Source organism: Chimaeribacter sp. YP20170169, assembly GCF_056739715.1.
Map to the genome: position 1 here is coordinate 870,403 of NZ_CP176824.1, position 25,212 is coordinate 895,614.

22 protein-coding genes are annotated in these 25,212 nt (G+C 62.0%); 17 read left to right on the forward strand and 5 right to left on the reverse strand.

The window, feature by feature from the left end; all coding sequences use genetic code 11:
- Positions 1-10: 10 nt before the first annotated feature.
- A complete protein-coding gene (gene rseC / locus ACK3SD_RS04005; RefSeq protein WP_481126840.1) occupies positions 11-463 on the forward strand; it encodes a SoxR-reducing system protein RseC in 453 nt (150 codons plus the stop codon).
- A 51-nt stretch (positions 464-514) separates the two neighbouring features.
- Here the strand turns inward: rseC and ACK3SD_RS04010 are convergent, their stop codons facing one another.
- Positions 515-1,333: a hypothetical protein gene (locus ACK3SD_RS04010; RefSeq protein ID WP_481126841.1), complete on the reverse strand. Its 819-nt coding sequence runs from the start codon at positions 1,331-1,333 to the stop codon at positions 515-517.
- 556 nt (positions 1,334-1,889) lie between these two features.
- On the opposite strand from ACK3SD_RS04010, the gene lepA reads away from it, so the two are divergent.
- The 7 genes from lepA to acpS all read left to right on the forward strand — a co-directional run bounded on the left by lepA (position 1,890) and on the right by acpS (position 8,392).
- A complete protein-coding gene (lepA, locus tag ACK3SD_RS04015) occupies positions 1,890-3,689 on the forward strand; it encodes a translation elongation factor 4 (protein ID WP_481126842.1) in 1,800 nt (599 codons plus the stop codon).
- Between the two features lie 17 nt (positions 3,690-3,706).
- Positions 3,707-4,687 (forward strand): signal peptidase I, encoded by a 981-nt coding sequence (gene lepB / locus ACK3SD_RS04020; RefSeq protein WP_481126843.1) that lies wholly within the window; start codon positions 3,707-3,709, stop codon positions 4,685-4,687.
- A gap of 178 nt (positions 4,688-4,865) precedes the next feature.
- The gene (rnc, locus tag ACK3SD_RS04025; RefSeq protein ID WP_137762370.1) at positions 4,866-5,546 is read left to right on the forward strand and encodes a ribonuclease III; all 681 of its coding nucleotides are present in this window, start codon (positions 4,866-4,868) and stop codon (positions 5,544-5,546) included.
- Complete coding sequence (gene era / locus ACK3SD_RS04030) at positions 5,543-6,448, forward strand: GTPase Era (RefSeq protein ID WP_481126844.1); 906 nt, start codon at positions 5,543-5,545, stop codon at positions 6,446-6,448. Before rnc ends, era begins: the two co-directional genes overlap by 4 nt.
- A 12-nt stretch (positions 6,449-6,460) precedes the next feature.
- Positions 6,461-7,210 (forward strand): DNA repair protein RecO, encoded by a 750-nt coding sequence (gene recO / locus ACK3SD_RS04035; RefSeq protein WP_481126845.1) that lies wholly within the window; start codon positions 6,461-6,463, stop codon positions 7,208-7,210.
- Between the two features lie 70 nt (positions 7,211-7,280).
- On the forward strand, positions 7,281-8,012 hold the full coding sequence (gene pdxJ / locus ACK3SD_RS04040; RefSeq protein ID WP_137762373.1) for a pyridoxine 5'-phosphate synthase: 732 nt from the start codon (positions 7,281-7,283) through the stop codon (positions 8,010-8,012).
- Positions 8,012-8,392, forward strand: coding sequence for a holo-ACP synthase (gene acpS / locus ACK3SD_RS04045; protein ID WP_137762374.1), 381 nt, complete (start codon positions 8,012-8,014; stop codon positions 8,390-8,392). Before pdxJ ends, acpS begins: the two co-directional genes overlap by 1 nt.
- A 12-nt stretch (positions 8,393-8,404) precedes the next feature.
- On the opposite strand, the gene ACK3SD_RS04050 is transcribed toward acpS, so the two are convergent.
- Positions 8,405-8,659, reverse strand: coding sequence for a YfhL family 4Fe-4S dicluster ferredoxin (locus ACK3SD_RS04050; RefSeq protein ID WP_137762375.1), 255 nt, complete (start codon positions 8,657-8,659; stop codon positions 8,405-8,407).
- 84 nt (positions 8,660-8,743) lie between these two features.
- On the reverse strand, positions 8,744-9,589 hold the full coding sequence (locus ACK3SD_RS04055; RefSeq protein WP_137762376.1) for a MurR/RpiR family transcriptional regulator: 846 nt from the start codon (positions 9,587-9,589) through the stop codon (positions 8,744-8,746).
- 162 nt (positions 9,590-9,751) lie between these two features.
- Between ACK3SD_RS04055 and murQ the strand changes: the two genes are divergently transcribed.
- The 3 genes from murQ to yfhb are packed head-to-tail and all read left to right on the forward strand — an operon-like array spanning position 9,752 to position 12,657.
- Positions 9,752-10,645, forward strand: coding sequence for an N-acetylmuramic acid 6-phosphate etherase (gene murQ, locus ACK3SD_RS04060; protein WP_481126846.1), 894 nt, complete (start codon positions 9,752-9,754; stop codon positions 10,643-10,645).
- Positions 10,646-10,659: 14 nt separating this feature from the next.
- Positions 10,660-12,015 carry a PTS transporter subunit EIIC gene (locus ACK3SD_RS04065; protein WP_481126847.1) on the forward strand — a complete coding sequence of 452 codons (1,356 nt, stop codon included), beginning with the start codon at positions 10,660-10,662 and terminating at the stop codon, positions 12,013-12,015.
- A gap of 3 nt (positions 12,016-12,018) precedes the next feature.
- Positions 12,019-12,657, forward strand: coding sequence for a phosphatidylglycerophosphatase C (yfhb, locus tag ACK3SD_RS04070; RefSeq protein WP_137762379.1), 639 nt, complete (start codon positions 12,019-12,021; stop codon positions 12,655-12,657).
- Positions 12,658-12,704: 47 nt separating this feature from the next.
- Here the strand turns inward: yfhb and yiaY are convergent, their stop codons facing one another.
- Positions 12,705-13,856, reverse strand: a complete 1,152-nt coding sequence (gene yiaY / locus ACK3SD_RS04075; RefSeq protein WP_481126848.1) for an L-threonine dehydrogenase — start codon at positions 13,854-13,856, stop codon at positions 12,705-12,707.
- A 276-nt stretch (positions 13,857-14,132) separates the two neighbouring features.
- Here yiaY and tadA point away from each other — a divergent pair, with 276 nt between their 5' ends.
- Positions 14,133-14,606, forward strand: a complete 474-nt coding sequence (tadA, locus tag ACK3SD_RS04080; protein WP_137764891.1) for a tRNA adenosine(34) deaminase TadA — start codon at positions 14,133-14,135, stop codon at positions 14,604-14,606.
- Positions 14,607-14,610: 4 nt separating this feature from the next.
- Here tadA and mltF read toward each other — a convergent pair whose 3' ends face one another.
- On the reverse strand, positions 14,611-16,068 hold the full coding sequence (gene mltF / locus ACK3SD_RS04085) for a membrane-bound lytic murein transglycosylase MltF (protein WP_481126849.1): 1,458 nt from the start codon (positions 16,066-16,068) through the stop codon (positions 14,611-14,613).
- Between the two features lie 275 nt (positions 16,069-16,343).
- Here mltF and purL point away from each other — a divergent pair, with 275 nt between their 5' ends.
- From purL to glnB, 5 genes are all read left to right on the forward strand, one after another.
- On the forward strand, positions 16,344-20,234 hold the full coding sequence (gene purL, locus ACK3SD_RS04090) for a phosphoribosylformylglycinamidine synthase (protein ID WP_481127490.1): 3,891 nt from the start codon (positions 16,344-16,346) through the stop codon (positions 20,232-20,234).
- A 787-nt stretch (positions 20,235-21,021) separates the two neighbouring features.
- Positions 21,022-22,497, forward strand: coding sequence for a sensor histidine kinase (locus tag ACK3SD_RS04095; protein WP_481126850.1), 1,476 nt, complete (start codon positions 21,022-21,024; stop codon positions 22,495-22,497).
- A 41-nt stretch (positions 22,498-22,538) separates the two neighbouring features.
- Positions 22,539-23,246 (forward strand): two-component system QseEF-associated lipoprotein QseG, encoded by a 708-nt coding sequence (gene qseG, locus ACK3SD_RS04100; protein ID WP_481126851.1) that lies wholly within the window; start codon positions 22,539-22,541, stop codon positions 23,244-23,246.
- An 11-nt stretch (positions 23,247-23,257) separates the two neighbouring features.
- Positions 23,258-24,598 (forward strand): two-component system response regulator GlrR, encoded by a 1,341-nt coding sequence (gene glrR / locus ACK3SD_RS04105; RefSeq protein ID WP_137762384.1) that lies wholly within the window; start codon positions 23,258-23,260, stop codon positions 24,596-24,598.
- 229 nt (positions 24,599-24,827) lie between these two features.
- The gene (glnB, locus tag ACK3SD_RS04110; protein WP_137762385.1) at positions 24,828-25,166 is read left to right on the forward strand and encodes a nitrogen regulatory protein P-II; all 339 of its coding nucleotides are present in this window, start codon (positions 24,828-24,830) and stop codon (positions 25,164-25,166) included.
- The last annotated feature ends 46 nt before the right edge of the window (positions 25,167-25,212 follow it).

The window sequence follows — 25,212 nt, forward strand, 5'->3', positions numbered from 1 at the left end:
AGTCACCGCGATGATGAAAGAGTGGGCCACGGTCGTGTCGTGGGAAAATGGGATGGCGTTGCTGCGCTGTGATCCGCAAGCCGGTTGCGGCAGCTGCAATGCGCGCACGGGTTGCGGAACCCGCACACTCAATAAACTCGGCCCCCAGCCGGAGCATCATTTGCAGGTTGCCATTGACCAACCGCTGGAGCCGGGCCAGAAAGTGGAGCTGGGCATCACCGAAGGGAGCCTGCTGCGCTCCGCGCTACTGGTCTACATGACGCCGCTGGTCGGCGTGCTGCTGGGCGGGGGCTTGATGCAAATGTGGCTCAACAGTGACCTGTTCGCCCTGCTGGGTGCGGTGGCCGGCGGCATGGCCGGGTTCCTGACTGCCCGCCGGTTGGCGAAACACAGCGGTGAAGAGAGCCAGTACCAGCCTGTGGTATTGCAAATTGGCCTGCCGCCCACCGCCTTCCGCACCTAGTCCTCTTGTTGTCACGCGCCGCTTCGTTAGGGCGCGTCGACTCATTGCTTATTAGCCCTGAATCGGGATCCGGCTCTGGATCATATGTTCCAGCAGCGCAACGAACAGTTCGGCGCTGAACAGCGACAAATAGGGAATGGAAAATAGTACCCGATCCTGGGCATCCAATAGCTCAATCGGTTGGGTCGGCGTGCCCGCGATCACCCGGTGCACCTGGTCAATCGAGACCACCTGATCCTCGCTGCTCAGGGAGAGGGCGCTCAGGCGCAGCTGCTTCTCCTTCATCATCAGGAAGTTGCGGGTCAGCAACCGCTTCAGCAGGCTGCGGCTGCGCGGCAGGTAGAAGAAGCTGACATGGCCATCATTGGCCAGCATAGTCAGCGCCGCTGCGCCGCGATGGGTAAGCTGCTGGTTAATGATCACCTCAATCAGCCGGGCAGAGCCAGCCACATGGGGCGAGATCTTATTCCACGCGCTGTAGATATCGGTGCGAAACGCCATCGCGTTAATCACTTTGCCGGTATAATTTCCGCTGCGGTAACGGTAAATATCACAGATGCGCTCAAAGGGAATAAAGTGATCTTTCTGGTTGTGCTGATTAATAACCAGCACACCATTTTCATGCAGTTCGTAGGTTTGCTTGGGTTTAATTAACTGCCGTAAAACGAGCAGTGTTACCCCAAGCAGAATACAGGCCATGCCAGCTAAAAGAGTAAAGTGAACCCGATCGTCCTCCGCCCGTTTTGCCGTCAATAAAAACAGAACCAGCATCGCGCCCGCCAGCATCAGCAATGCAGAAATGACGATGGTTATCCACGAGTTGGTCTTGGTGAAACCGTGGCGACTCAGCAGCCGTCCTTCCTCGATCATAACGGGTATCCTTGTAACCTGAATAAAATGAGACATCAAAGTTTCCCCAAGGTAAATATTAAAATGATTATCGACACGCCTCCTGGGGAACTACTCTATCTAGTCTAATCCGGCAAAATGTGTAAATGAGCATTATCCTAAACCCCCGGCAGCCCACGGAATGAAAAGGAAAGGAAATAGCGGCGGCATGGACAGATGCCCTGTAATGAAAAAGGGAAGCAGGCGGGCTTAAATAGCGTTTACTGGCGGCTGGGCATACACCGAGACAGGGGGCAGGCGGCAGCCTCAGGTTTATCCGCATGGATGAAATAATTTCCCTTTGGCGTCAACCTTTGTCACGCCTTCTCACATCTTATTTCCCCGGTTGCTGCCGCTTTTGCGCGAAGATGTTCATAATTGAGAGATAGCAGGGCGGATGACTAGGTTTTCACAGGCCTGACATGTAGAATGCTGCGACTTAGGCGAAACAGAGCCGACCTACTCACCGTCGCTTCTTGTCCATGCGTGTGCCCACAGGCGAGCGATTCAGAAATACCAAGGCAGAAAAACTTTTATAATGAAGCATATACGAAATTTCTCCATTATTGCCCATATTGACCACGGTAAGTCGACCCTGTCCGACCGTATTATCCAGATTTGCGGCGGCCTGACCGACCGTGAGATGGCGGCCCAGGTGTTGGACTCCATGGACCTGGAGCGTGAGCGCGGCATTACCATCAAGGCGCAGAGCGTGACGCTGGATTACAAGGCGCAGGATGGCCAGACCTACCAGCTCAATTTCATCGACACGCCGGGGCACGTTGACTTCTCCTATGAAGTTTCCCGCTCGCTGGCCGCCTGTGAGGGTGCGCTGCTGGTGGTGGACGCGGGTCAGGGCGTGGAAGCGCAAACGCTGGCCAACTGCTACACCGCGATTGAGATGGATCTGGAAGTGGTGCCGGTCCTGAACAAAATCGACCTGCCGGCTGCTGATCCGGATCGCGCGGCGCAGGAGATTGAAGACATCGTTGGCATCGACGCCGCGGATGCGGTGCGCTGCTCGGCGAAGACCGGCGTCGGCGTGCCTGACGTGCTGGAGCGTCTGGTGCGTGACATCCCGGCCCCCGAGGGTGACCCGGACGCGCCGTTGCAGGCGCTGATCATCGACTCTTGGTTCGATAACTATCTGGGTGTCGTCTCCCTGATCCGTATCAAAAACGGCACCCTGCGTAAGGGCGACAAGATCAAGGTGATGAGCACCGGCCAGACTTACAACGCTGACCGCCTTGGCATCTTCACGCCGAAACAGGTCGATCGCGACGCGCTGAGCTGTGGCGAAGTGGGCTGGTTGGTGTGCGCCATCAAAGACATTCTGGGCGCGCCAGTGGGCGATACCCTGACCCTGGCCCGCCAGCCGGCGGACAAGGCGCTGCCGGGCTTCAAAAAAGTGAAGCCGCAGGTCTACGCTGGCCTGTTCCCGATCAGCTCTGATGATTACGAAGCCTTCCGTGACGCGCTGGGCAAGCTTAGCCTGAACGACGCCTCGCTGTTCTATGAGCCGGAGAGCTCCACTGCGCTGGGCTTCGGCTTCCGTTGTGGCTTCCTCGGCCTGCTGCACATGGAGATCATCCAGGAGCGTCTGGAGCGCGAGTATGACCTGGATCTGATCACCACCGCACCGACCGTGGTGTATGAGGTGGAGACCACCTCCGGCGAAACTGTCTACGTTGACAGCCCCTCCAAGCTGCCGCCGCTGAACAACATCGCGGAGCTGCGTGAGCCGATCGCTGAGTGCCACATGCTGATGCCGCAGGAGTATCTGGGCAACGTGATCACCCTCTGCGTTGAGAAGCGCGGCGTGCAGACCAACATGGTCTACCACGGCAACCAGGTGGCGCTGACCTATGAGATCCCGATGGCCGAGGTGGTGCTCGACTTCTTCGACCGCCTGAAATCCACTTCCCGCGGTTATGCGTCGCTGGATTACAACTTCAAGCGCTTCCAGACCTCCGACATGGTGCGGGTTGACGTGATGATCAACAGCGAGCGCGTGGATGCGCTGGCACTGATCACTCACCGTGACAACTCCCAGTACCGTGGCCGTGATCTGGTGGAGAAGATGAAAGATCTGATCCCGCGCCAGCAGTTTGACATCGCCATTCAGGCGGCAATCGGCAACCACATCATCGCCCGTTCGACGGTGAAACAGTTGCGTAAAAACGTTCTGGCAAAATGCTATGGCGGCGACGTCAGCCGTAAGAAAAAGCTGCTCCAGAAGCAGAAAGAGGGTAAGAAACGCATGAAGCAGGTCGGCAACGTCGAACTGCCGCAAGAGGCGTTCCTGGCGATTCTGCACGTGGGCAAAGACAGCAAATAAAAGGGTAAGGAGTTGGCATGGCTAACATATTTGCACTGGGGTTGGCCATTGCCACCCTGCTGACAGGGATCATTTGGTGCCTCGACCGTTTTGTCTGGGCGCCGGCCCGCCGCCGCAAGGCGGCCGCGGCCAACGCTCAGGTAGCGGGCAACCTCGACGGCGACACCTTGAAAAAGGTGACCAAGCAGCCGGGCTGGGTAGAGACTTGCGCCTCGGTGTTCCCGGTACTGTTCATCGTGTTTGTGGTGCGCTCCTTCATTTTTGAGCCGTTTCAGATCCCGTCTGGTTCCATGATGCCGACGCTGCTGATCGGGGATTTCATCGTGGTGGAGAAGTTCGCCTACGGCCTGAAAAACCCGATCACGCAGGGCACCCTGATCCCCACCGGCCACCCGAAACGCGGCGACATTGTGGTGTTCAAGTACCCGCGTGACCCACGCGTGGATTACATCAAGCGCGTGGTGGGGCTGCCGGGCGACCGCGTCAGCTACGATCCGATTAGCAAGCAGGTGACCGTACAGCCGAGCTGTGGCAGTGACAGCCGCTGCGACACGGCGTTGGCGCTCACCTACAGCGCCTCAGAGCCAAGCAATCTGGTGCAGACCTTTGGCGAACGCAGCGGCAACACGGAAGTCAGCAGCGGCTTCTTTGAGATCCCGCAGAGCGACAGCGTGCCAGAGGGCGGTATCCGCCTGCGTCTGCGCCAGGAGACGCTGGGTGATGTGACACACAATATCCTGGCCGTGCCGGGCGCGCAGGATCAGCTGAGCATGTACTACCGTCAGCCGGGCCAACCGCTCGGCGTCTGGGTGGTGCCAGCCGGCCACTACTTCATGATGGGCGACAACCGTGACAACAGCGCTGACAGCCGCTACTGGGGCTTTGTGCCGGAGAAAAATCTGGTGGGCAAAGCCACGGCGATCTGGATGAGCTTTGAGAAGCAGGACGGCGAATGGCCGACCGGTGTGCGCCTGAGCCGCATCGGCGGGATCCATTAATCCGTCCCATAAACGCAGCATTATGCTGCTACTCGTTGTAGAATAACCGTTTGAGCGATAAAAGTTGGCTCCCCTTCGGGAGCCACTGCAAACGAAACAGCTTTGGATTGGCTTTAGGCGAAACAGGCCTGTTCCGTATGCTGAAGTTTTTGACGCATTCTTGATCTATTGGTAACTCATGAACCCCATCTTAGTAAACAGGCTACAGCGAAAGCTGGGCTACACTTTTCAACAGCAGGAGCTCTTGCTGCAAGCGCTGACTCATCGCAGTGCCAGCAGTAAACACAATGAACGGTTAGAGTTTCTGGGTGACTCTATTCTCAGTTTCGTGATTGCCAATGCGCTTTATCACCGCTTCCCGAAGGTCGACGAAGGGGACATGAGCCGGATGCGCGCCACGCTGGTGCGCGGTAACACGCTGGCCGAGATGGCGCGTGAGTTTGATCTGGGCGAGTGTCTGCGCCTTGGGCCGGGTGAGTTGAAAAGTGGTGGTTTCCGCCGCGAATCCATCCTCGCAGATACAGTGGAAGCCCTGATTGGTGGCGTGTTCCTGGACAGCGATATCCAGACCGTCGAACGTTTGATTCTCAACTGGTATCGCAGCCGGTTGGATGAAATCAGCCCCGGTGACAAGCAGAAGGACCCGAAAACCCGGTTACAGGAGTTTTTACAAGGTCGTCATCTGCCGTTGCCTTCTTATCTGGTCGTACAGGTTCGCGGTGAGGCGCACGATCAAGAATTTACCATCCACTGCCAGGTGAGCGGTCTGAGTGAGCCGGTGGTCGGCACCGGATCGAGCCGCCGCAAAGCCGAACAGGCGGCAGCGGAGCAAGCGCTGAAAAAGCTGGAGCTTGAATGAGCGAAGAGAAAACCTATTGCGGATTTGCCGCGATCGTTGGGCGTCCGAACGTGGGGAAATCCACGCTGCTCAACCAGTTGCTGGGACAGAAAGTCTCCATCACCTCACGGAAACCCCAAACCACCCGTCACCGCATTATGGGCATCCATACGGAAGGCCCCTATCAGGCGATCTACGTGGACACCCCCGGCCTGCACATCGAAGAGAAGCGCGCCATCAACCGCCTGATGAACCGTGCTGCCAGCAGCTCCATCGGCGACGTAGAACTGGTGATCTTTGTGGTCGAGGGCACCAACTGGACCGCCGATGACGAGATGGTGGTGCAGAAACTGCGCGGCCTGAAGTGCCCGGTCGTGCTGGCGATCAACAAAGTGGATAACGTGGCGGACAAGAGCAAGCTGCTGCCGCACATCCAGTTCCTCAGTGAGCAGATGAACTTCCATGACGTGGTGCCGATCTCCGCTGAGAAGGGCACCAATGTGGGCACCATCGCCCAGATCGTGCGCAAGCGCCTGCCTGAGGCGATCCACCACTTCCCGGAAGACTACATTACTGACCGTTCACAGCGCTTCATGGCCTCAGAGATCATCCGTGAAAAACTGATGCGTTTCCTCGGCGAGGAGCTGCCCTATTCAGTGACGGTCGAGATCGAGCGCTTTGTCGCCAATGAGCGCGGCGGCTATGACGTCAACGGCCTGATTCTGGTGGAGCGCGAAGGCCAGAAGAAGATGGTCATCGGCAACAAAGGCAGCAAGATCAAAACCATCGGCATTGAGGCACGTCAGGACATGGAAGAGATGTTCGAGGCGAAAGTGCACCTCGAGCTGTGGGTCAAAGTGAAATCCGGCTGGGCAGACGACGAACGTGCGCTGCGTAGCCTGGGTTACGTCGACGACCTCTAAGGCCACACGCCGATGGAAGGCTGGCAGCGGGCGTTTGTTTTACATGGGCGGCCCTACAGTGAAACCAGCCTGATGCTGGACCTGTTCACTGAGGGGCACGGTCGAGTGCGGGTGCTGGCCAAAGGCGCCCGCAGCCGCCGCTCCAACCTGAAGGGGGCGCTGCAACCCTTCACCCCGCTGCTGGTGCGCTGGGGCGGGCGCGGGGAGGTCAAAACCCTGCGCAACGCCGAGCCCGTCTCCCTCGCCCTGCCGCTCACGGGCCTGATGCTCTACAGCGGCTTCTACGTTAACGAGCTGCTGGCGCGAGTGCTGGAAGCCGAGAGCGACTGCGCCACCCTGTTCTTCGATTACCTCAACTGCATCCAATCGCTGGCCGCTGGGCAAGGCTCGCCCGAACTGGCTTTACGCCGTTTCGAGCTGGCATTGCTGGCGCACCTTGGCTATGGCGTCGATTTCCTGCACTGTGCCGGCAGCGGTGAGCCAGTCAGTGATGAGATGACCTACCGCTACCGCGAAGAGAAGGGCTTTATCGCCAGTCTGGTGGTAGACAACCGCAGCTTTACCGGCCGCCAGTTGCGCGCGCTGGCCGAGCGCGACTTCCCCGATGCCGACACCCTGCGCGCCGCCAAACGCTTTACCCGCATGGCGCTGAAACCCTATCTGGGCGGCAAACCGCTCAAGAGCCGTGAGCTGTTCCGCCAGTTCAGCGTGAAAGCCGCGCCTGATGCGCCCACCAACGCGCCAGACGAGCCGACCAGCTAGTCCTCCGATTCCTTCCGTCCCCGCTCTCGGTGTACACTGCCGTCACTTTCCCCTATTTCGAGGATTTGTCATGGCTGACCTACTGCTTGGTGTGAATATCGACCACGTCGCCACGGTGCGTAACGCCCGCGGCACCCAGTACCCCGATCCCGTCCAGGCGGCGTTTGTCTCCGAACAGGCCGGTGCGGATGGCATCACCGTCCACCTGCGTGAGGATCGCCGCCACATTACCGATCGCGATGTGCGCATCCTGCGCCAGACCATCCAGACGCGCATGAACCTGGAGATGGCGGTGACCGACGAGATGCTGGATATCGCCTGCGAGCTGAAGCCGCACTTCTGCTGTCTGGTGCCGGAGAAGCGTGAGGAGGTGACCACCGAGGGCGGGCTGGACGTGGCTGGCCAACTGGACAAAATGACGGTGGCGGTAGAGCGCCTGACGCAGGCTGGCATTTTGGTGTCGCTGTTCATTGACGCCGACCCGCGTCAGATTGACGCAGCGGTGGCGGTGGGCGCGCCTTACATTGAGATCCACACCGGTGCCTACGCCGATGCGCCGTCGCCACTGGCCCAGCAGGCCGAGCTGGCACGCATCCAAACCGCTGCGGCCTACGCCGCTGGCAAGGGGCTGAAGGTTAACGCTGGCCACGGCCTGACCTACCACAACGTGCTGCCCATTGCCGCCATTGCCGAGATGCATGAGCTGAACATTGGCCACGCGATCATTGGCCGTGCGGTGATGAGCGGGCTGGCGGACGCGGTGCGCGAGATGAAAACCCTAATGCAGGAAGCGCGTCGCTAATGGCTATTCTGGGACTGGGCACCGACATCGTCGAGATCACGCGCATTGAGGCGGTGGTGGCCCGCAGCGGCGACCGGCTGGCGGAACGTATTCTGAGCGCCAATGAGTGGGCGCTCTACCAGCGGCACCAGCAGCCGATCCGCTTTTTGGCGAAGCGTTTCGCCGTCAAGGAGGCGGCCGCCAAGGCGCTGGGCACCGGCATCCGCAATGGGCTGGCGTTTGAGCAGTTCGAAGTGGTGAACAATGCGCTCGGGCGGCCGGGTCTGGTTCTGCATGGGCGGGCGGCGGAGATGGCGGCTGAGCTTGGGGTGACCTCCACCCACGTCACCCTGGCGGATGAGCGGCGTTACGCCTGCGCCACGGTAATTTTTGAGGGCTGACGGCGGGGCGGTTCACTCCACCAGATAAAGTTCAACATACTTGTCCCAGAGCTGCTCGCGGCTTTCGGTGTGCTGCGGATCGATGATGATGGTTTTGTCGATCGGGCACACCTGCTGGCAGGTCGGGGCGTCATAGTGGCCGACGCACTCGGTGCAGCGCGTGGCATCAATCTCATAGATCTCACTGCCCATGGCGATCGCCTGATTGGGGCACTCCGGTTCGCACATGTCGCAGTTGATGCATTTCTTGGTGATCAGCAGGGCCATGATGGTCTCTATCGAATACGGGGGGCGGAGTATAGCAGAACGCGCGGCCCCCGCCGCGGTTAAGGCTGGCTCGCCTGATCCCAGTCAAACCAATTTCTTCATCAGCGCCTCGCTGTGGCGGATGCGATCCGGCGCGTGCTGGGCGTCATGCTGGATCAGCGCCATAAACAGCAGATCCGTCAGCGCATACTGCGCAGTGCTGGCGGAGATGGCCGCGCCGCGCGTCGCCGGGCGCTCCGCCACTGTATAGAGGCTGTGGTCGGCGCGCTGTTGCAGCGGGTTGGGTGAAAAACAGGTGATGGCCAGCACCCGCGCACCAGATTGCTGCGCCACCTCCGCCGCCAGATTGACCTCCTTGCGCTCGCCGCTGAAGGAGATCGCCAGCAGCAGATCCTCCGCCGTCAGCGCCTGCGCGGTGGCAAGCTGGACATGGGTATCCGCCTCTGCGCTCGCCATCACGCCAATTTTCAGCAGTTTATAAGCCAGATCCTTGGCCGCCAGCCCGGAGGTGCCGATGCCCACCAGCAACACCCGCCGCGCGCTGGCCAGCATCTCCAGCGCCAGCCGCAGCCGCTCCTCGCTGTTGATATCGAGGGTGGCACGCAGCGCGGCCTGTTTCTCGGCCAGCAGTTTCTCGCCCACAATCTTCAGGCTGTCGGTGCTCAGGATCTGGTTATGCACCGTCACCACCGGCTGATCGCTGCCTGCCAGGCTCTCACTTAGCGCCAGCTTCAGGGCAGGAAACCCCTTGTACCCCAATTTCTGGGCGAACTTCACCACGCTGGACTGGCTGACGCCCGCGCGTGCCGCCACCTGCTGGGAGCTGAGGTGGCGGGCGTCCTCGCTATGCGACAGTAAAAAGTCGGCCAGCTTGCGATCATTTTGCGCCAGCGAGTGATAAATTTGGCGAATACGTAAAAGACTACTCATACCTTCATTCCTGAACTGACGATGTGTCACGCGCAGTGCGTGCGCGTTACCGATCACGGTTTCGAGACCCTGCTAAATAAAATAGCAAATTTTGCTCGTCTAAAAGAATAAAATATTCAATCATTATCTTTTTATTGGAATTAAAAATTCAAAGGTAACGCCATGAATCTAGGAGCACTGGTTTCAGAAACCCGCAACCCAAACACCCTAACGCTGGATGAGATGTCCACGCTGGAGATGGTCACCGCCTTCAACCAGGAGGATCGCAAGGTGCCGGAAGCGATCGCCGCCGTGCTGCCGCAGGTGGCGCAAGCGGTCGATCTGGCCGCGGCGGCGCTGGCGGCAGGCGGGCGCATCATCTATCTCGGGGCCGGTACTAGCGGCCGGCTGGGGGTGCTGGACGCCTCCGAATGCCCGCCAACCTTTGGCGTGGATCACGGCGTGGTGGTCGGGCTGATTGCCGGTGGGCCGGGCGCGCTGCTGAAAGCGGTGGAGGGCGCGGAGGATAACCCGGCGCTCGGTGCGGCGGATCTGGCGGCCATCAACCTGGAGGCGCGCGATCTGGTGGTCGGGCTGGCGGCGTCGGGGCGCACTCCCTATGTGATTGGCGCGCTGCGCCATGCGCGCCAGCTGGGCTGCGCCACTGTGGCCATCTCCTGCAACCCGGACTCGCCGATTGCCCAGGAGGCGCAGGTCGCCATCAGCCCGGTGGTGGGGCCAGAGGCGCTGACCGGCTCCACCCGCCTGAAATCGGGCACCGCGCAGAAGCTGGTGCTGAACATGATCTCCACCGGCGCGATGGTGAAGAGCGGCAAGGTCTACCAGAACCTGATGGTGGATGTGAAAGCCACCAATGAGAAGCTGGTGGATCGCGCCTGCCGCATCGTGGTGGAGGCCACCGGCGCGCCGCGTGCCGAGGCGGAGCAGGCACTGCAACAGACCGGTTTTGAGGTGAAACCGGCCATCTTGATGATTCTGGCGCAGGTGGGGGCGGACGAGGCGCGGCAGCGTCTGGCGAATCACCGGGGCTATCTGCGGGCAGCGATTCTAGGCTGACAGGGAGGTGCGGCATGGACAAGACCACAACACTGGCGGCCAGCCTGTTACAGGGCATCGGCGGGGAAGCCAACATTCAGAAGCTGGAGAATTGCATGACGCGGGTGCGCGTCGAGGTGCGGAATGAGCAGCAACTGGCGCTGGCGGCACTGCGCCAGCTGGAGGGGGTAAAGGGGTACGTCAAGCAGGGCAACCAGCACCAGTTTATCGTCGGGCCGGGCGCGGCCGCCAAGGTGACAGACGCCATGCGCGGCCTGCTGTCGGCGCCGCCCGCGGATCAGGAGATCGCCCGCAACAAGGCGCAGGCCAAAGAGAAGTATGCCGCGCCCATGAGCGAGGCGCTGCGCAAGTTGGCGAATGTCTTTATCCCGCTGATCCCGGCGTTTATCGCCTCCGGCCTGATCACCGGCATCGTGAACATCCTGAAACGCCCGGACATCGCTGGCGATTTCGCCATCCACTACCCCAATGTGCTGGCGCTACTGGGGCTGTTCGGCAGTGCAGTATTTGCCATCATGAACATTTTGGTCGGGGTGAATGCCGCCAGGGTGTTTGGTGGCTCACTGGCGCTCGGCGGGGTGATGGCCGGTATTTTGAGCAGCCCGGCGCTGGCGCAGATCACCCTGTTCGGCGAGGCGTTGCAGCCGGGGCGGGGTGGGGTGATCGCCGTGCTGTTGGTGGTGGCGCTGATGTGCATGGTGGAGCGGCAACTGCGCCGCTGGCTGCCGGAATCGCTTGAGCTGATTGTCAATCCGCTGCTGACCACCGTCGTTACCGCCAGCTTGGCTATTATTATAGTGCAGCCGCTGGGTGGGGCGATCTCTGACGCCATCATCCACGGGGTAAACCTGGCGCTGGGGGCTGGCGGTATGCTGGTGGGCGCGCTGATGGCGGGCTTCTTCCTGCCGCTGGTGCTCTCCGGGTTACATCAGGGGCTGGTGCCGATCCATGTGGAGTTGGTGCAGGCGCACGGCGCCAACCCCCTGCTGCCGATTCTGGCGATGGCCGGTGTCGGGCAGATTGGGGCGGCGGTGGCGGTGCTGCTAAAGACCCGCAACCCGCGGCTGAAAAAGGTGATCAAGGGCGCGCTGCCGGTTGGCCTGTTGGGCATCGGCGAGCCATTGATCTTCGGCGTGACCCTGCCACTCGGCAAGCCGTTCATCGGCGCCTGTCTCGGCGGGGCAGTCGGCGGCGCCTTGATAAGTGTCTGGAAAGTGGCTACGGTCATTACTTTTGGTATTTCCGGTTTACCGCTGGCGCTGACCATGGTGCCGGGCAAGGTAGTGCTCTACCTGGCCGGCTATCTGGCCGCTGTAGTGGCAGGGTTTATATTTACCTGGATATTGGGTTTCCACGATCCTGAGGAGTAGAGATTGAGTGAGGCACAGGCCCGACGGGTAGTGTTTTTTGACCTGGATGGCACACTGCACCAGCAGGACATGTTCGGCAGTTTTTTGCGCTTCATGCTCTGGCGGATGCCGCAAAACCTGATCCTGGTGGTGCCGCTGTTGCCGGTCATCGGGCTGGGGCTGCTGGTGGGGGGCCGCGCGGCGCGCTGGCCGATGAGCCTGCTGCTATGGGCCATCACGTTTGGCCATAGCGAGGCGCGGCTCAAGGATCTGGAGCTGCGTTTCGTCACCTGGTTCCGTAGCGTGGTAACCGCCTTCCCGGTGGTGCAGATGCGCCTGAACGAGTACCTCGACAAGCATAACGCCGAGGTATGGCTGATTACCGGATCGCCGCAGCGGCTGGTGGAGCAGGTCTACCACGGCTCCGATTTCCTGCACCGGGTGAAGCTGGTTGGCAGCCGCATGGCGCGGCGTAACGGCGGCTGGGTGTTGCCGCTGCGCTGCCTCGGCATCCAGAAGGTGGTGCAGCTGGAGCAGCGCCTTGGCACACCGCTGAAACTCTACAGCGGCTACAGCGACAGCAAGCAGGATAACCCGCTGCTGTTCTTCTGTGAGCACCGTTTCCGGGTGAGCAAAGAGGGCGAGCTGCAACAGCTGGAGTGAAACAGGGCAGGGTGAAAAAAAGGGCGGATTTCCGCCCTTTTTGCTGGCTACATGGCGGCGGCGAAGATCGCCATGATCTGCGCGTGGCTGGCCTGTACCGGGTTGGTGAAGCCACAGGCATCTTTCAGCGCATTGGTCGCCAGCGTCGGGAAGTCCTCCTCGCGCACCTGCAACGCACGCAGCCCCGCCGGAATGCCGACCGCTTTCGCCAGCGCACGGATCGCCGCGATGCAGGCCTCTGCCCCTTGTGTGTCATCCATCCCCTCGACCGCCACTCCCATGGCCGCCGCCACCTCTTTCAGCCGGCCAGCCGCCGCCTGGGCATTGAATGCCTGCACATGGGGCAGCAGCACCGCGTTGCAGACGCCGTGCGGCAGGTTGTAGAAGCCGCCGAGCTGGTGCGCCATCGCGTGGACATAGCCGAGCGAGGCATTGTTGAAAGCCATCCCGGCGAGGAACTGGGCATAGGCCATCGCCTCACGCGCCTGTGGATTCGCGCCATCCTCCACCGCGGTAGGCAGGTTGTTGGCGATCATGGTGATGGCCTTCAGCGCGCAGGCGTCGGTAATCGGGTCGGCGGCGGTGGAGACATAGGCTTCCACCGCGTGGGTCAGGGCATCCATGCCGGTGGCGGCGGTCAGCCCCTTCGGCATCCCGGCCATCAGCTGCGGATCGTTGACCGACAGCAGCGGCGTCACGTTTTTATCGACAATCGCCATTTTGATGTGGCGCGCCTCATCGGTGATGATGCAAAAACGCGTCATCTCCGAGGCGGTGCCAGCGGTGGTGTTGATGGCAATCAGCGGCAATTGTGGTTTGGCGGAGCGGTCAACGCCCTCGTAATCCTTGATCTCGCCGCCGTTGGCCGCCACCAGCGCGATGCCCTTGGCGCAGTCATGCGGGGAGCCGCCGCCCAGCGACACCACGCAGTCGCATGCTCTGGCGCGCAGGATCGCCAGCCCATCCGCCACGTTCTGGCAGGTGGGGTTGGGGTGGGTGCCATCAAATACGCTGCTCTCGATGCCCCCCGCCGCCAGCAGCGCCTGCACCTGCGCCACCACGCCCAGCTGGCTGAGCACGCTGTCGGTGACAATCAGCGCGTGGCGGAAGTGGTGATCCTGCATCACGCTGACCGCCTGCGTCAGGCAGCCCGCGCCAATGACATTGATGGAGGGAATATAAAAGGTGGAAATGGCCATGGTAACTCTCCTGTCCGGGTAGGGTAGGCCCTCACCATAGTCCTGTTATTGATGCGGCAAATTGATTTCCCGCAAAGAGACGGCACTTTCCAGTGCACCATGAAAAAATTAACTCCCTGATTTGTTAGGTGATTCACTTAGCGTTTTGCCGCGTGGCGGCTCGCGGCAGCGGGTTGGGTGGCGAGAGGCTAGAATGGGGGGAGCAGCCGTGTATAATGCGCGCGGCAAATAGATGATGAGGTCAATGTGACGCAGGAAAATAACCACGAATTCTGGATGCGGCACGCATTGACGCTGGCGCAACGCGCGCAGGATGAGGGGGAGGTGCCGGTCGGCGCGGTGCTGGTGCTGGACAACCAGCCGATTGGCGAAGGGTGGAACCGGCCGATTGGCCGCCACGATCCTACCGCCCACGCCGAGATCATGGCGCTGCGGCAGGGCGGCCAGGTGCTGCAAAACTACCGGCTGCTGAACGCTACCCTCTACGTGACCCTGGAGCCGTGCGTGATGTGCGCCGGGGCGATGGTGCACAGCCGCATCGGGCGGCTAGTGTATGGCGCGGAGGATCTGAAGACCGGCGCGGTCGGCTCGCTGCTCGACGTGCTGCGCCATCCCGGCATGAACCACCAGATTGAGGTGGAGTCGGGCGTGCTGGCGGAGGCGTGCTCCACCCAGCTGAGCGACTTCTTCCGCCTGCGCCGCGCCCAGCAGAAGGCGCTGAAACAGGCGGCGCGCGCCGCCGGCCAGTAAGGCGCTACAGCCCGGCCGCCTCGGCGGAGACCGCCGGGTAACCGCGTGCGTACTGCGCATCGAGGGCCGCCTGCTGGGCGGCCTTCTTCTCTCGCTCCTCCAGATAGCCCACCAGACTCGCCTGATAGCGGCGGATATTCTCCACGTAGTTATACGCCTCCTGCCCACGCGCATAGCCATAGGTGGTCTGGTTGTAGTAACGGCGCTGGCTGAGCATCGGCAGCCGCTGCTTCACGTCCACCCAGCTGTCCGGGTTGCCCTGCTGTGCCTTGGTCAGCTTGCGCGCGTCCAGCATGTGGCCGTAGCCCATGTTATAGGCCGCCAGCGCAAACCAGATACGCTCATCCACCGGCACGCTCTGCGGCACCTTCTCCATCAGCCGCTCCAGATAGAGCGTACCGCCCTGGATGCTCTGCTCCGAGTCCAGCCGGTCATTGATGCCGAGGCCAGCGGCGGTGGCGCGCGTCAGCATCATCAGGCCGCGCACGCCGGTGGGGGAGGTGGCGGTCGGATCCCAGTGTGACTCTTGATAGGAGATGGCCGCCAGCAATTTCCAGTCAAACTGGCGCGCATACTTCTCAAATAGCGGTTGCAGCGCGGGCAGGATGTTGTCGATCGCCGCCAGGAAGGTGCGGGTGTCCACGTAGTCAAAACTGCCGACGTGGCCCAGATACTTCTCCTCCAGCCGTGCCAGGGTGCCGTCCTCCATCATCTGGCTGAAGAAGTCGAGCAGCGCCGCGTGCAGGCTGTCATTGCCGCTGCGCGGGAAGAACCAGGTGACCGGCTCCTCATCAGTGATGTCAAAGGCCACCGCCAGCTGCGGGTGGATGCGCTGCAACAGCCCAATGGTCACGGAGTCGCCGATACTGTACTCCAGCTTGCCGTCCGCCACCTGCTCCAGCAGCTCGCGCGTCGAGAGATCGCCCACCGACTCCCAGCTCAGGTTGGGGTGCTTGCCCGCTTTCAGTTGCTTCAGGGTGGTGACGTAGGCCGAGCCAGAGGCGACCGCCAGCCGGCCCTTCAGGGCGTCGAGGTTTTTGGGCCGGGCGTGGCCCTGCCGGTAGACCAGCTGTTGCGACACGGAATAGTAGGCGGGGCTGGCGCGGAAACGGGCCAGCCGGTCAGTGTTGTAGATCAGTCCAGCGGCGGCCAGATCGGCGCGCTGGTCATCCAAATCGTCAAACAGGTCATCAATGCTGCGCTGCGGCCGCACCACCAGCTTGACCCCCAAATACTCGGCAAAGTGTTGGGCCAGCTCATAGTCCAGCCCACCCGCGCCCTCCTGGCTGGTGTAGTAGGTCAGCGGGGAGTTAAGGGTGCTGATGCGCAGCTCGCCGCGTGACAGGATACGCTCAAGCTGGTCGCCCTGGTTGCTGTGCCAGGGAATGGCGGGCCAAAGGGCCAGCGCCAGGAGCAGCGTTACCGCCCCGACAAAAAGGTAATTTAATTGTATGCGCTTCAAATAGTTATCTCACTGCGGCGCGATGTCATTGCGTGTGTTAGGTCATGCTAAGGCATGTGTAAAATCCCAGTGCCGACGCATTTTGCTCAACAAAAAGCCAACACGCAACTTTATTGGCACCGGTTGCCAAAAGGCGGCAAAAGCGGACTAATCGTAATTATCCCTGCGCAAACGGTTTCGTCTGGCAGTGGGATTCTCTATAATGGCCCGCGTTTTCCCCCTGTTGCGCCCAATGAAGCCCTGCCTGCGGCTTCGAAGACGAGAGAACTGAAATGATGGAAATACTGCGTGGTTCGCCCGCTTTGTCGGCTTTTCGTATTAACAAACTGCTGTCCCGTTGCCAGGAAGCCCGCCTGCCGGTCGACGCTGTCTACGCCGAATATGTACACTTTGCCGACGTCAGTGCGCCACTGAGCGCCGACGAACAGACCAAATTGCAGCGTTTGCTGAAATATGGCCCCTCTCTCGCCGAACACGCCCCGCAAGGCCGCCTGCTGCTGGTGACGCCACGCCCCGGTACTATCTCCCCGTGGTCTTCCAAGGCAACGGACATCGCCCATAACTGTGGCCTGACACAGGTCACGCGCCTTGAGCGCGGCCTAGCCTTCTATATTGAGGCGCCGACCCTGACGGACGCGCAGTGGCAGGCGCTGGCCGCGCTGCTGCATGACCGCATGATGGAGTGCGTCTTTAGCGAGCTGGAGCAGGCACAGCAGCTCTTTGCGCACCACCAGCCGGCTCCGGTCGGGCATGTGGATGTGCTGGGCGAAGGGCGCGGCGCGCTGGAGCAGGCGAACGTCAAGCTGGGCCTAGCACTGGCGCAGGATGAGATTGACTACCTGCAACAGGCCTTCACCACGCTGGGGCGCAACCCGACCGACATCGAGCTGTATATGTTCGCGCAGGCGAACTCCGAGCACTGCCGCCACAAGATCTTCAACGCCGATTGGGTGATCGATGGCGAGGCGCAGCCGAAGTCGCTGTTCAAGATGATTAAGAACACCTTTGAGAAGACCCCGGACCACGTGCTCTCCGCTTACAAGGACAACGCCGCGGTAATGGAAGGCTCGACGGTGGGCCGCTTCTTCGCTGACGCGAAAGAGGGACGCTATGACTACCATCAGGAGGAGGCGCATATCCTGATGAAGGTGGAGACCCACAACCACCCGACCGCCATCTCCCCGTGGCCGGGCGCGGCCACTGGCTCCGGCGGCGAGATCCGCGATGAGGGCGCAACCGGGCGTGGCGCGAAACCGAAAGCAGGGCTGGTGGGCTTCTCCGTCTCCAACCTGCGCATCCCTGGCTTTGAGCAGCCGTGGGAAGAGGATTTCGGCAAGCCGGAGCGCATTGTTACCGCGCTCGACATCATGACCGAAGGCCCGCTGGGCGGCGCGGCCTTCAACAACGAATTTGGCCGGCCGGCACTGCTGGGTTACTTCCGTACCTATGAGGAAGAGGTCAGCAGCCACAATGGCGTGGAGCTGCGTGGCTACCACAAGCCGATCATGCTGGCGGGCGGCATCGGCAACATCCGTGCCGACCATGTGCAGAAGGGTGAGATCACCGTGGGCGCCAAGCTGATTGTACTGGGCGGGCCAGCGATGAACATCGGCCTCGGCGGCGGCGCGGCCTCCTCAATGGCCTCTGGCCAGTCGGACGCCGACCTCGATTTCGCCTCCGTGCAGCGTGACAACCCAGAGATGGAGCGCCGTTGCCAGGAGGTGATTGACCGCTGCTGGCAGCTGGGCGAAGAGAACCCGATCCTGTTTATCCATGACGTCGGCGCGGGCGGCCTATCCAACGCCATGCCAGAGCTGGTGAGCGACGGCGGCCGCGGTGGCCGGTTTGAGCTGCGCGACATCCTGAATGATGAGCCGGGCATGAGTCCGCTGGAAGTGTGGTGCAACGAATCCCAGGAGCGTTACGTGCTGGCGGTGGCACCGGCGCAACTGGCGCAGTTCGATGAGATCTGCCGCCGTGAGCGCGCCCCGTACGCGGTGATTGGCGAGGCGACCGAAGAGCGCCACCTGACGCTGAACGATAGCCACTTCGACAACCAGCCGATCGACATGCCGCTGGATGTGCTGCTGGGCAAGACGCCGAAAATGCTGCGTGATGTGACGCGCCAACAGGCGGCCGGCCATGCGCTGCAACGCGAGGGCATCACCCTGGCCGACGCCGTTAACCGTGTGCTGCACCTGCCAGCCGTGGCGGAGAAGACCTTCCTGATCACCATCGGCGACCGCACCGTGACCGGCATGGTGGCACGCGACCAGATGGTCGGCCCGTGGCAGATCCCGGTGGCGGACTGTGCGGTCACCACCGCCAGCCTCGACAGCTACCACGGCGAGGCGATGTCCTTGGGCGAGCGCGCCCCGGTGGCGCTGCTCAACTTTGCCGCTTCCGCCCGTCTGGCGGTCGGCGAGGCGCTGACCAACCTGGCGGCGACCGACATTGGCAGCCTGAAGCGGGTGAAACTCTCCGCCAACTGGATGTCAGCGGCGGGCCACCCCGGCGAGGACGCGGGCCTGTATGACGCGGTACGCGCGGTGGGCGAGGAGCTGTGCCCGGCGCTCGGCCTGACCATTCCGGTCGGCAAAGACTCCATGTCGATGAAGACCCGCTGGCAGGAGGGCAACGAGACGCGTGAGATGACCTCGCCGCTCTCGCTGGTGATCACCGCCTTCGCCCGCGTGGAGGATGTGCGCCGCACCGTGACCCCACAACTGCGCACCGACAAGGGCGACAATGCGCTGCTGCTGATCGATCTGGGCAACGGCCGCAACGCGCTGGGTGCCACCGCGCTGGCGCAGGTCTATCGCCAGTTGGGCGACACCACCGCCGATGTGCATGACGCCGAACAGCTGGCAGGCTTCTTCAACGCCATGCAGGCGCTGGTGGCAGAGGGCAAACTGCTGGCCTACCACGACCGCGGCGACGGCGGCCTGCTGGTGACGCTGGCAGAGATGGCGTTTGCTGGCCACTGCGGTCTGGAGGTGGACATCCATGCGCTGGGCAATGACGCGCTGGCGGCACTGTTCAACGAGGAGCTGGGTGCGGTCATCCAGGTGAAAGAGGAGCAGCGTGTAGAGGTTGAGGCGCTGCTGGCGAAGCACGGCCTGCAAGCGTGCACCCACTATCTGGGACGCGCCACCGAGGGCGACCGCTTTGTGATCGAGAGCAACGGCCACGCGGTCTACAGCGAGAGCCGCAGCACCCTGCGTACCTGGTGGGCTGAAACCACCTGGCAGATGCAGCGCCTGCGTGACAACCCAGAGTGTGCCGATCAGGAGCACCACGCCAAGCAGCAGGCCAGCGATCCGGGCCTGAACGCCAAGCTGACCTTTGCGCCAGACGAAGATGTGGCCGCGCCGTACATCGCCAAACAGGCTCGGCCGAAAGTGGCGGTGCTGCGCGAGCAGGGCGTTAACTCCCACGTGGAGATGGCGGCCGCCTTCCATCGCGCCGGTTTCGATGCGGTGGACGTGCACATGAGCGACCTGATCGAGGGGCGCCGTGACCTGCAAGATTTCCACACGCTGGTGGCGTGCGGCGGCTTCTCCTACGGCGACGTGCTGGGCGCGGGCGAGGGCTGGGCGAAATCCGTGCTGTTCAACAGCCGCGTGCGCGACGAGTTTGAAGACTTCTTCAACCGTCCGCAGACGCTGGCGCTGGGCGTGTGCAACGGCTGCCAGATGATGTCCAACCTCAAGGAGCTGATCCCAGGGGCCGAGAGCTGGCCGCGCTTCGTGCGCAACCTGTCGGATCGCTTCGAGGCGCGCTTCAGTCTGGTGGAAGTGGCCGCCAGCCCATCGCTGCTGATGGAGGGGATGGCTGGCTCCCGGATGCCAATTGCCGTCTCCCACGGTGAAGGGCGGGTGGAGGTGCGTGATAACGCCCACCTGGCGACGCTGGAGCATCAGGGGCTGGTGGCGCTGCGCTATGTCGATAACCTGGGTAACGTCACTGAGAACTACCCGGCCAACCCGAACGGCTCGCCGAACGGCATTACGGCGGTCACCAACGCCAGCGGCCGCGTGACGGTAATGATGCCGCACCCGGAGCGCGTGTTCCGTACCGTCAGCAACTCCTGGCACCCGGAAAACTGGGGCGAGGACAGCCCGTGGATGCGGATGTTCCGCAACGCGCGCCGTCAGCTCGGCTAATAGCCCATGCATTAACAGGCGGCCTGCGGGCCGCCTTTTTTATGACTGTCGGGAAATGGCGACGTCGGCCATTTTTGATGTCGTCAAAAAGAGACACTTAATCCCTTGAATTATATGGATTAAAATTTATAGGGAGAAAAGTGTCGGTTTTTGGCGACAGCGCGGCGCAAAAATGCGCAAGTAATCCCTTGTTAGTTAACTGAATTTTTAGTGTGTCACATAAAATTATTCTTAAAACTAACTACTTAATGCATTACCCGAAAAGTTGGCATACAATGTGCATATTATTGCGCAGTTGCTCATTCACCTTACTTATGACGGCCCCGCCCCGGCGGAATATGCGCCCCATAAGATCCGAATGACGCCAAAGCAAGGTGCCTATCGTCCACCGCATCGATTATCGCCAGCTGGCTTTATCACCCGCAGGACGACACGTTGAGTGAGGCGCCAACCTTAACTCCCCCCGCCGGTAAGCGTCTTACCCAAGGGGCAAGACGGATGCCGACCGTTCCACCTTTGATGAGTGTTCATCAGCCTGGGAACGTTATCACGCATCCACCCATTCCGCCGCAGGGTCATACCGTGCGGCTGGCCCCCGCGGGGGCCAGGCCCTGGCCGCCTCCACCGACACCCACGAGTGTCAGGGTCTCTACCTTGGGCAAACGGCCCATACATCAGGCACCGCATTAGCGGTGCTTTTTTTTGCCGGTTTTCTGCCCGGCCCGGCGCTGGGGTATACTGCGGCGGCGGGTTGCCCGCATTTCCCTGTGCAAGGAGCCGGTCACACATGCGATTCAACACCCGCCTCGCCACCCTGCAACGGCTGACGCTGAAAAGCTGGCGTTTCTTCCCCCGTTCCTTACGTCAGCTGGTGCTGATGGCCTTTTTGCTGGTGCTACTGCCCCTGCTGGTGCTGGCCTATCAGGCCTATGAGAGCCTCGATAACCTCAGCGCCCAGGCGGCGGATATCAACCGTACCACCCTGAGCGACGCGCGGCGCAGCGAGGCGATGACCAGCGTGGCGCTGGAGATGGAGCGCAGCTACCGCCAGTACTGCGTGCTGGATGACGCCACGCTGGCGCGGCTCTATCAGGATCAGCGCCAGCGCTATGCGCAGATGCTGGATGCCCACGCCACCATCCTGCCCGATCCGCGCTACTACCAGACGCTGCATACGCTGCTCGGCCAGCTGTCGACAATGGCCTGCCAACAGAGCGGCCCCAGCCCGCAGGCCTCGGCCGGGCTGGAGCTTTTCTCCCGATCCAACGCCGAGATGGTGCAGGCCACCCGCAATATCATTTTCTCGCGCGGCCAGCAGCTGCAACAGGCGATTGCCGAGCGCGGCCACTACTTCGGCTGGCAGGCGCTGATGCTGTTCCTGCTCAGCGTGATGCTGGTGGCCCTCTTCACCCGCATGATCATCGGCCCGGTGAAGGGGGTGGAGCGGATGATCAACCGGCTGGGGGAGGGGCGGGCGCTCGGCAATAGCGTGATGTTCCACGGCCCGCGAGAGTTACAGTCGCTGGCCCAGCGCATCATCTGGCTCAGTGAGCGGCTCGCCTGGCTGGAGTCGCAGCGCCATGAGTTTTTGCGCCACATCTCCCACGAGCTGAAAACGCCCCTCGCCAGTATGCGCGAGGGCACGGAGCTGCTGGCGGATGAGGTGGCCGGGCCGCTGACCCGCGACCAGCAGGAGGTGGTGGCCATCCTCGACAAGAGCAGTCGCCACCTGCAAACCCTGATTGAGCAGCTGCTCGACTACAACCGCAAGCTGTCAGATGGCCCGGCGGAGAAGGCGCAGGTGGCGCTGCCGGAGATGGTGGCGCGGGTGGTCTCCGCCCACAGCCTGCCGGCGCGCGCCAAGCAGATCCTCACCCACCTGGATCTGGCGGCGACCCACTGCCGCGCCGAACCGACGCTGCTGATGCGCGCGCTCGACAACCTCTACTCCAATGCGGTGCACTACGGGGCTGAATCCGGTAACATCTGGATCCGCAGCCGTCAGGCTGGCAACCGGCTACACATTGAGGTCGCCAACAGCGGCACGCCGATTGCCGAAAGTGAGAAAGCGATGATTTTTGAGCCATTTTTTCAGGGTAGCCAGCAACGCAAGGGCGCGGTCAAGGGCAGTGGCCTCGGGCTGAGCATTGCCCATGACTGCATCAGCCGGATGCAGGGCGATCTGCAGCTGATCAAGGTGGCCTATGCTGATGTCTGTTTCCGAATTGAACTGCCGTTACCAGCCGGGAATCACGAACAATGACAATGCGCATATTTGGCTCTCTGCTACAGCGGGGAGCGGGAGTGGCCCGGGCGGTGCGCGGCGGGCGGCTACTGGCCTCGCTGGGCCTGCTGCCGATGCTGGCCAGCTGTATGCAGGGCGGCGGCCAGGGTGCCGCCCACGCCCCCTTGCAGGCGCTGCCCGACCAGCAGGTGATCGACTTCCGCGTCGCCGCCTGTGAAACCCTGTGGGATCTGGAGGGCAAAGAGAGCATCGAGAATGCCCTCTACTGGCTGCGGGCGATTGACTGCGCCGACCGGCTCGGCCCCGCCGAGGCCCAGCGGCTCGGCCAATCAATGGTGGTGGACTCCTGGGAGAGCGCCTTCCGCCAGAGCATCCTGCTCTCCAGCGCCGACCCGACGCCAGCGGGCCGCCGCCAGCTGCTCACGCGGGTCAACCAGTACCGCGCCGAGATGCCTGGTTCACTGCGGCCGCTGGTGCAGCTCTGGCGGGAGCGCCAGAACCTGGAGATTGTGCTGAACGAAGAGCGGGCGAAGGCTCAGCGCGCCCAGGAGGCGAACGCCAGCCAGATCGCGGCGCTGCATCAGGCGCAGGCGCTGCTTCAGGACAAGCTCAGCGACACCCAGCAGAAGCTGGAGAACCTGACCGACATCGAACGCCGCCTCTCCTCGCGCAAGCAGTTGCAGGGCGAGTTGCCGGAGGGCGGCGAGGGCCATCGCCGCGTCGATCCCGATGAGACTTACACCCCGCCGGCTGCCGGCGACCACTAAGGAGGGCCAGGATGACCCAACGTAAACCCGCCAACCTGCTGCTGGTGGATGACGATCCCAGCCTGCTGAAGCTGCTCGGGATGCGCCTGAGCAGCGAGGGGTTCAGCGTCACCACCGCCGAGAGCGGACAGGAGGCGTTGCGGCTGCTGGCGCGCGAAAAGATTGATCTGGTGATCAGCGATTTGCGGATGGATGAGATGGATGGCATGGCGCTGTTCAGCGAGATCCAGAAGCACCAGCCGGGGATGCCGGTGATCATCCTGACCGCCCACGGCTCCATCCCGGACGCGGTGGCGGCCACCCAGCAGGGCGTGTTCAGCTTCCTCACCAAGCCGGTGGATCGCGATGCGCTCTACAAGGCGATCGACGAGGCGCTGGCGCTGACCACCGCCCCGGCGGCGGATGAGCGCTGGCGTGAGGCTATTGTCACCCGCAGTCCACTGATGCTGCGTTTGCTGGAGCAGGCGCGGATGGTGGCGCAGTCGGACGTCAGCGTGCTGATCAACGGCCAGAGCGGCACCGGCAAGGAGGTGCTGGCGCAGGCGATCCACGCCGCCAGCCCGCGCGCGCAACGGCCGTTCATCGCCATCAACTGCGGCGCGCTGCCAGAGCAGTTGCTGGAGTCAGAGCTGTTCGGCCATGCCAAGGGCGCCTTTACCGGCGCGGTCAGCCAGCGTGAGGGGTTGTTCCAGGCGGCGGAGGGGGGCACGCTGTTCCTCGATGAGATTGGCGACATGCCGCTCTCGTTGCAGGTCAAGCTGTTGCGGGTGCTCCAGGAGCGCAAGGTGCGACCGCTGGGCAGCAACCGCGATCTGGAGGTCAATGTGCGCATCCTCTCCGCCACCCACCGCGACCTGCCAAAGGTGATGGCGCGCGGCGAGTTCCGTGAGGATCTCTTCTACCGCCTGAATGTGGTCAACCTCAAGCTGCCAGCGCTGAATGAGCGACCAGAGGATATTCCGCTGCTTGCCAACCATCTGCTGCGCGCCGCGGCGCAGCGCCACAAGCCGTTTGTGCGCAGCTTCTCCTCCGATGCGATGAAACGGCTGATGGCGGCGAGCTGGCCGGGCAACGTGCGCCAACTGGTTAACGTGATTGAGCAGTGCGTGGCGCTCACCTCCGCACCGGTGATCAGTGACGCGCTGGTGGAGCAGGCACTGGAGGGAGAGAACCGGGTGCTGCCGACCTTTGCCGAGGCGCGCAACCAGTTCGAGCTGCACTATCTGCGTAAGCTGTTGCAGATTGCCAAGGGCAATGTGACGCAGGCGGCGCGCATGGCCGGGCGCAACCGCACCGAGTTCTATAAGCTGCTGTCGCGCCACGAGTTGGATGCCAACGACTTTAAGGATTAGCCGTCGCAGGTGGCTAAACAAACCGGCCAGAATGTTTTACACTCGCAGGCTTATTGTCGCACCGGGCAGGGCAGGATAGTGGGCAACTGCCATACTTAACAGGCCACCATGGCCAGCGCCGGGCAGGCAATCGTTGTCGGACAGTGGGCGTGCGCCGCCGCCCGGCACGAGATGTCAGACGAAAACCTCCGGCCTTGAGCCGCATATTATGTAAAAGAAAGGGTTCGCCATGAAAAAGATTGACGCGATCATTAAGCCGTTCAAACTGGATGATGTCCGTGAAGCACTGGCCGAAGTCGGGATTACCGGCATGACGGTCACCGAAGTAAAAGGCTTTGGCCGCCAGAAGGGCCACACTGAACTCTACCGCGGCGCGGAGTATATGGTCGATTTTCTGCCGAAAGTGAAAATCGAGATTGTGGTGGCCGATGACATCGTGGACACCTGCGTGGAGACCATCATGCGCACCGCGCAGACCGGCAAAATCGGCGACGGTAAGATCTTTGTCTTTGACGTCTCCCGCGTGGTGCGTATCCGTACCGGCGAAGAGGATGAAGAGGCGATCTAAGCCCGCTCCCCGCCATAAAAAAGGGCGCCTTCGGGCGCCCTTTTTG

What these genes read in the sequence shown, in the direction of transcription:
- ACK3SD_RS04010 (WP_481126841.1), bottom strand. Translation starts at nt 1,333, where the DNA reads ATGATCGAGGAAGGACGGCTGCTGAGTCGCCACGGTTTCACCAAGACC.
- rseC (WP_481126840.1), top strand. Translation starts at nt 11, where the DNA reads ATGATGAAAGAGTGGGCCACGGTCGTGTCGTGGGAAAATGGGATGGCG.
- recO (WP_481126845.1), top strand. Translation starts at nt 6,461, where the DNA reads ATGGAAGGCTGGCAGCGGGCGTTTGTTTTACATGGGCGGCCCTACAGT.
- purL (WP_481127490.1), top strand. Translation starts at nt 16,344, where the DNA reads ATGGAAATACTGCGTGGTTCGCCCGCTTTGTCGGCTTTTCGTATTAAC.
- lepB (WP_481126843.1), top strand. Translation starts at nt 3,707, where the DNA reads ATGGCTAACATATTTGCACTGGGGTTGGCCATTGCCACCCTGCTGACA.
- pdxJ (WP_137762373.1), top strand. Translation starts at nt 7,281, where the DNA reads ATGGCTGACCTACTGCTTGGTGTGAATATCGACCACGTCGCCACGGTG.
- rnc (WP_137762370.1), top strand. Translation starts at nt 4,866, where the DNA reads ATGAACCCCATCTTAGTAAACAGGCTACAGCGAAAGCTGGGCTACACT.
- acpS (WP_137762374.1), top strand. Translation starts at nt 8,012, where the DNA reads ATGGCTATTCTGGGACTGGGCACCGACATCGTCGAGATCACGCGCATT.
- tadA (WP_137764891.1), top strand. Translation starts at nt 14,133, where the DNA reads ATGCGGCACGCATTGACGCTGGCGCAACGCGCGCAGGATGAGGGGGAG.
- glnB (WP_137762385.1), top strand. Translation starts at nt 24,828, where the DNA reads ATGAAAAAGATTGACGCGATCATTAAGCCGTTCAAACTGGATGATGTC.
- era (WP_481126844.1), top strand. Translation starts at nt 5,543, where the DNA reads ATGAGCGAAGAGAAAACCTATTGCGGATTTGCCGCGATCGTTGGGCGT.
- ACK3SD_RS04095 (WP_481126850.1), top strand. Translation starts at nt 21,022, where the DNA reads ATGCGATTCAACACCCGCCTCGCCACCCTGCAACGGCTGACGCTGAAA.
- ACK3SD_RS04065 (WP_481126847.1), top strand. Translation starts at nt 10,660, where the DNA reads ATGGACAAGACCACAACACTGGCGGCCAGCCTGTTACAGGGCATCGGC.
- glrR (WP_137762384.1), top strand. Translation starts at nt 23,258, where the DNA reads ATGACCCAACGTAAACCCGCCAACCTGCTGCTGGTGGATGACGATCCC.
- ACK3SD_RS04050 (WP_137762375.1), bottom strand. Translation starts at nt 8,659, where the DNA reads ATGGCCCTGCTGATCACCAAGAAATGCATCAACTGCGACATGTGCGAA.
- yiaY (WP_481126848.1), bottom strand. Translation starts at nt 13,856, where the DNA reads ATGGCCATTTCCACCTTTTATATTCCCTCCATCAATGTCATTGGCGCG.
- murQ (WP_481126846.1), top strand. Translation starts at nt 9,752, where the DNA reads ATGAATCTAGGAGCACTGGTTTCAGAAACCCGCAACCCAAACACCCTA.
- lepA (WP_481126842.1), top strand. Translation starts at nt 1,890, where the DNA reads ATGAAGCATATACGAAATTTCTCCATTATTGCCCATATTGACCACGGT.
- ACK3SD_RS04055 (WP_137762376.1), bottom strand. Translation starts at nt 9,589, where the DNA reads ATGAGTAGTCTTTTACGTATTCGCCAAATTTATCACTCGCTGGCGCAA.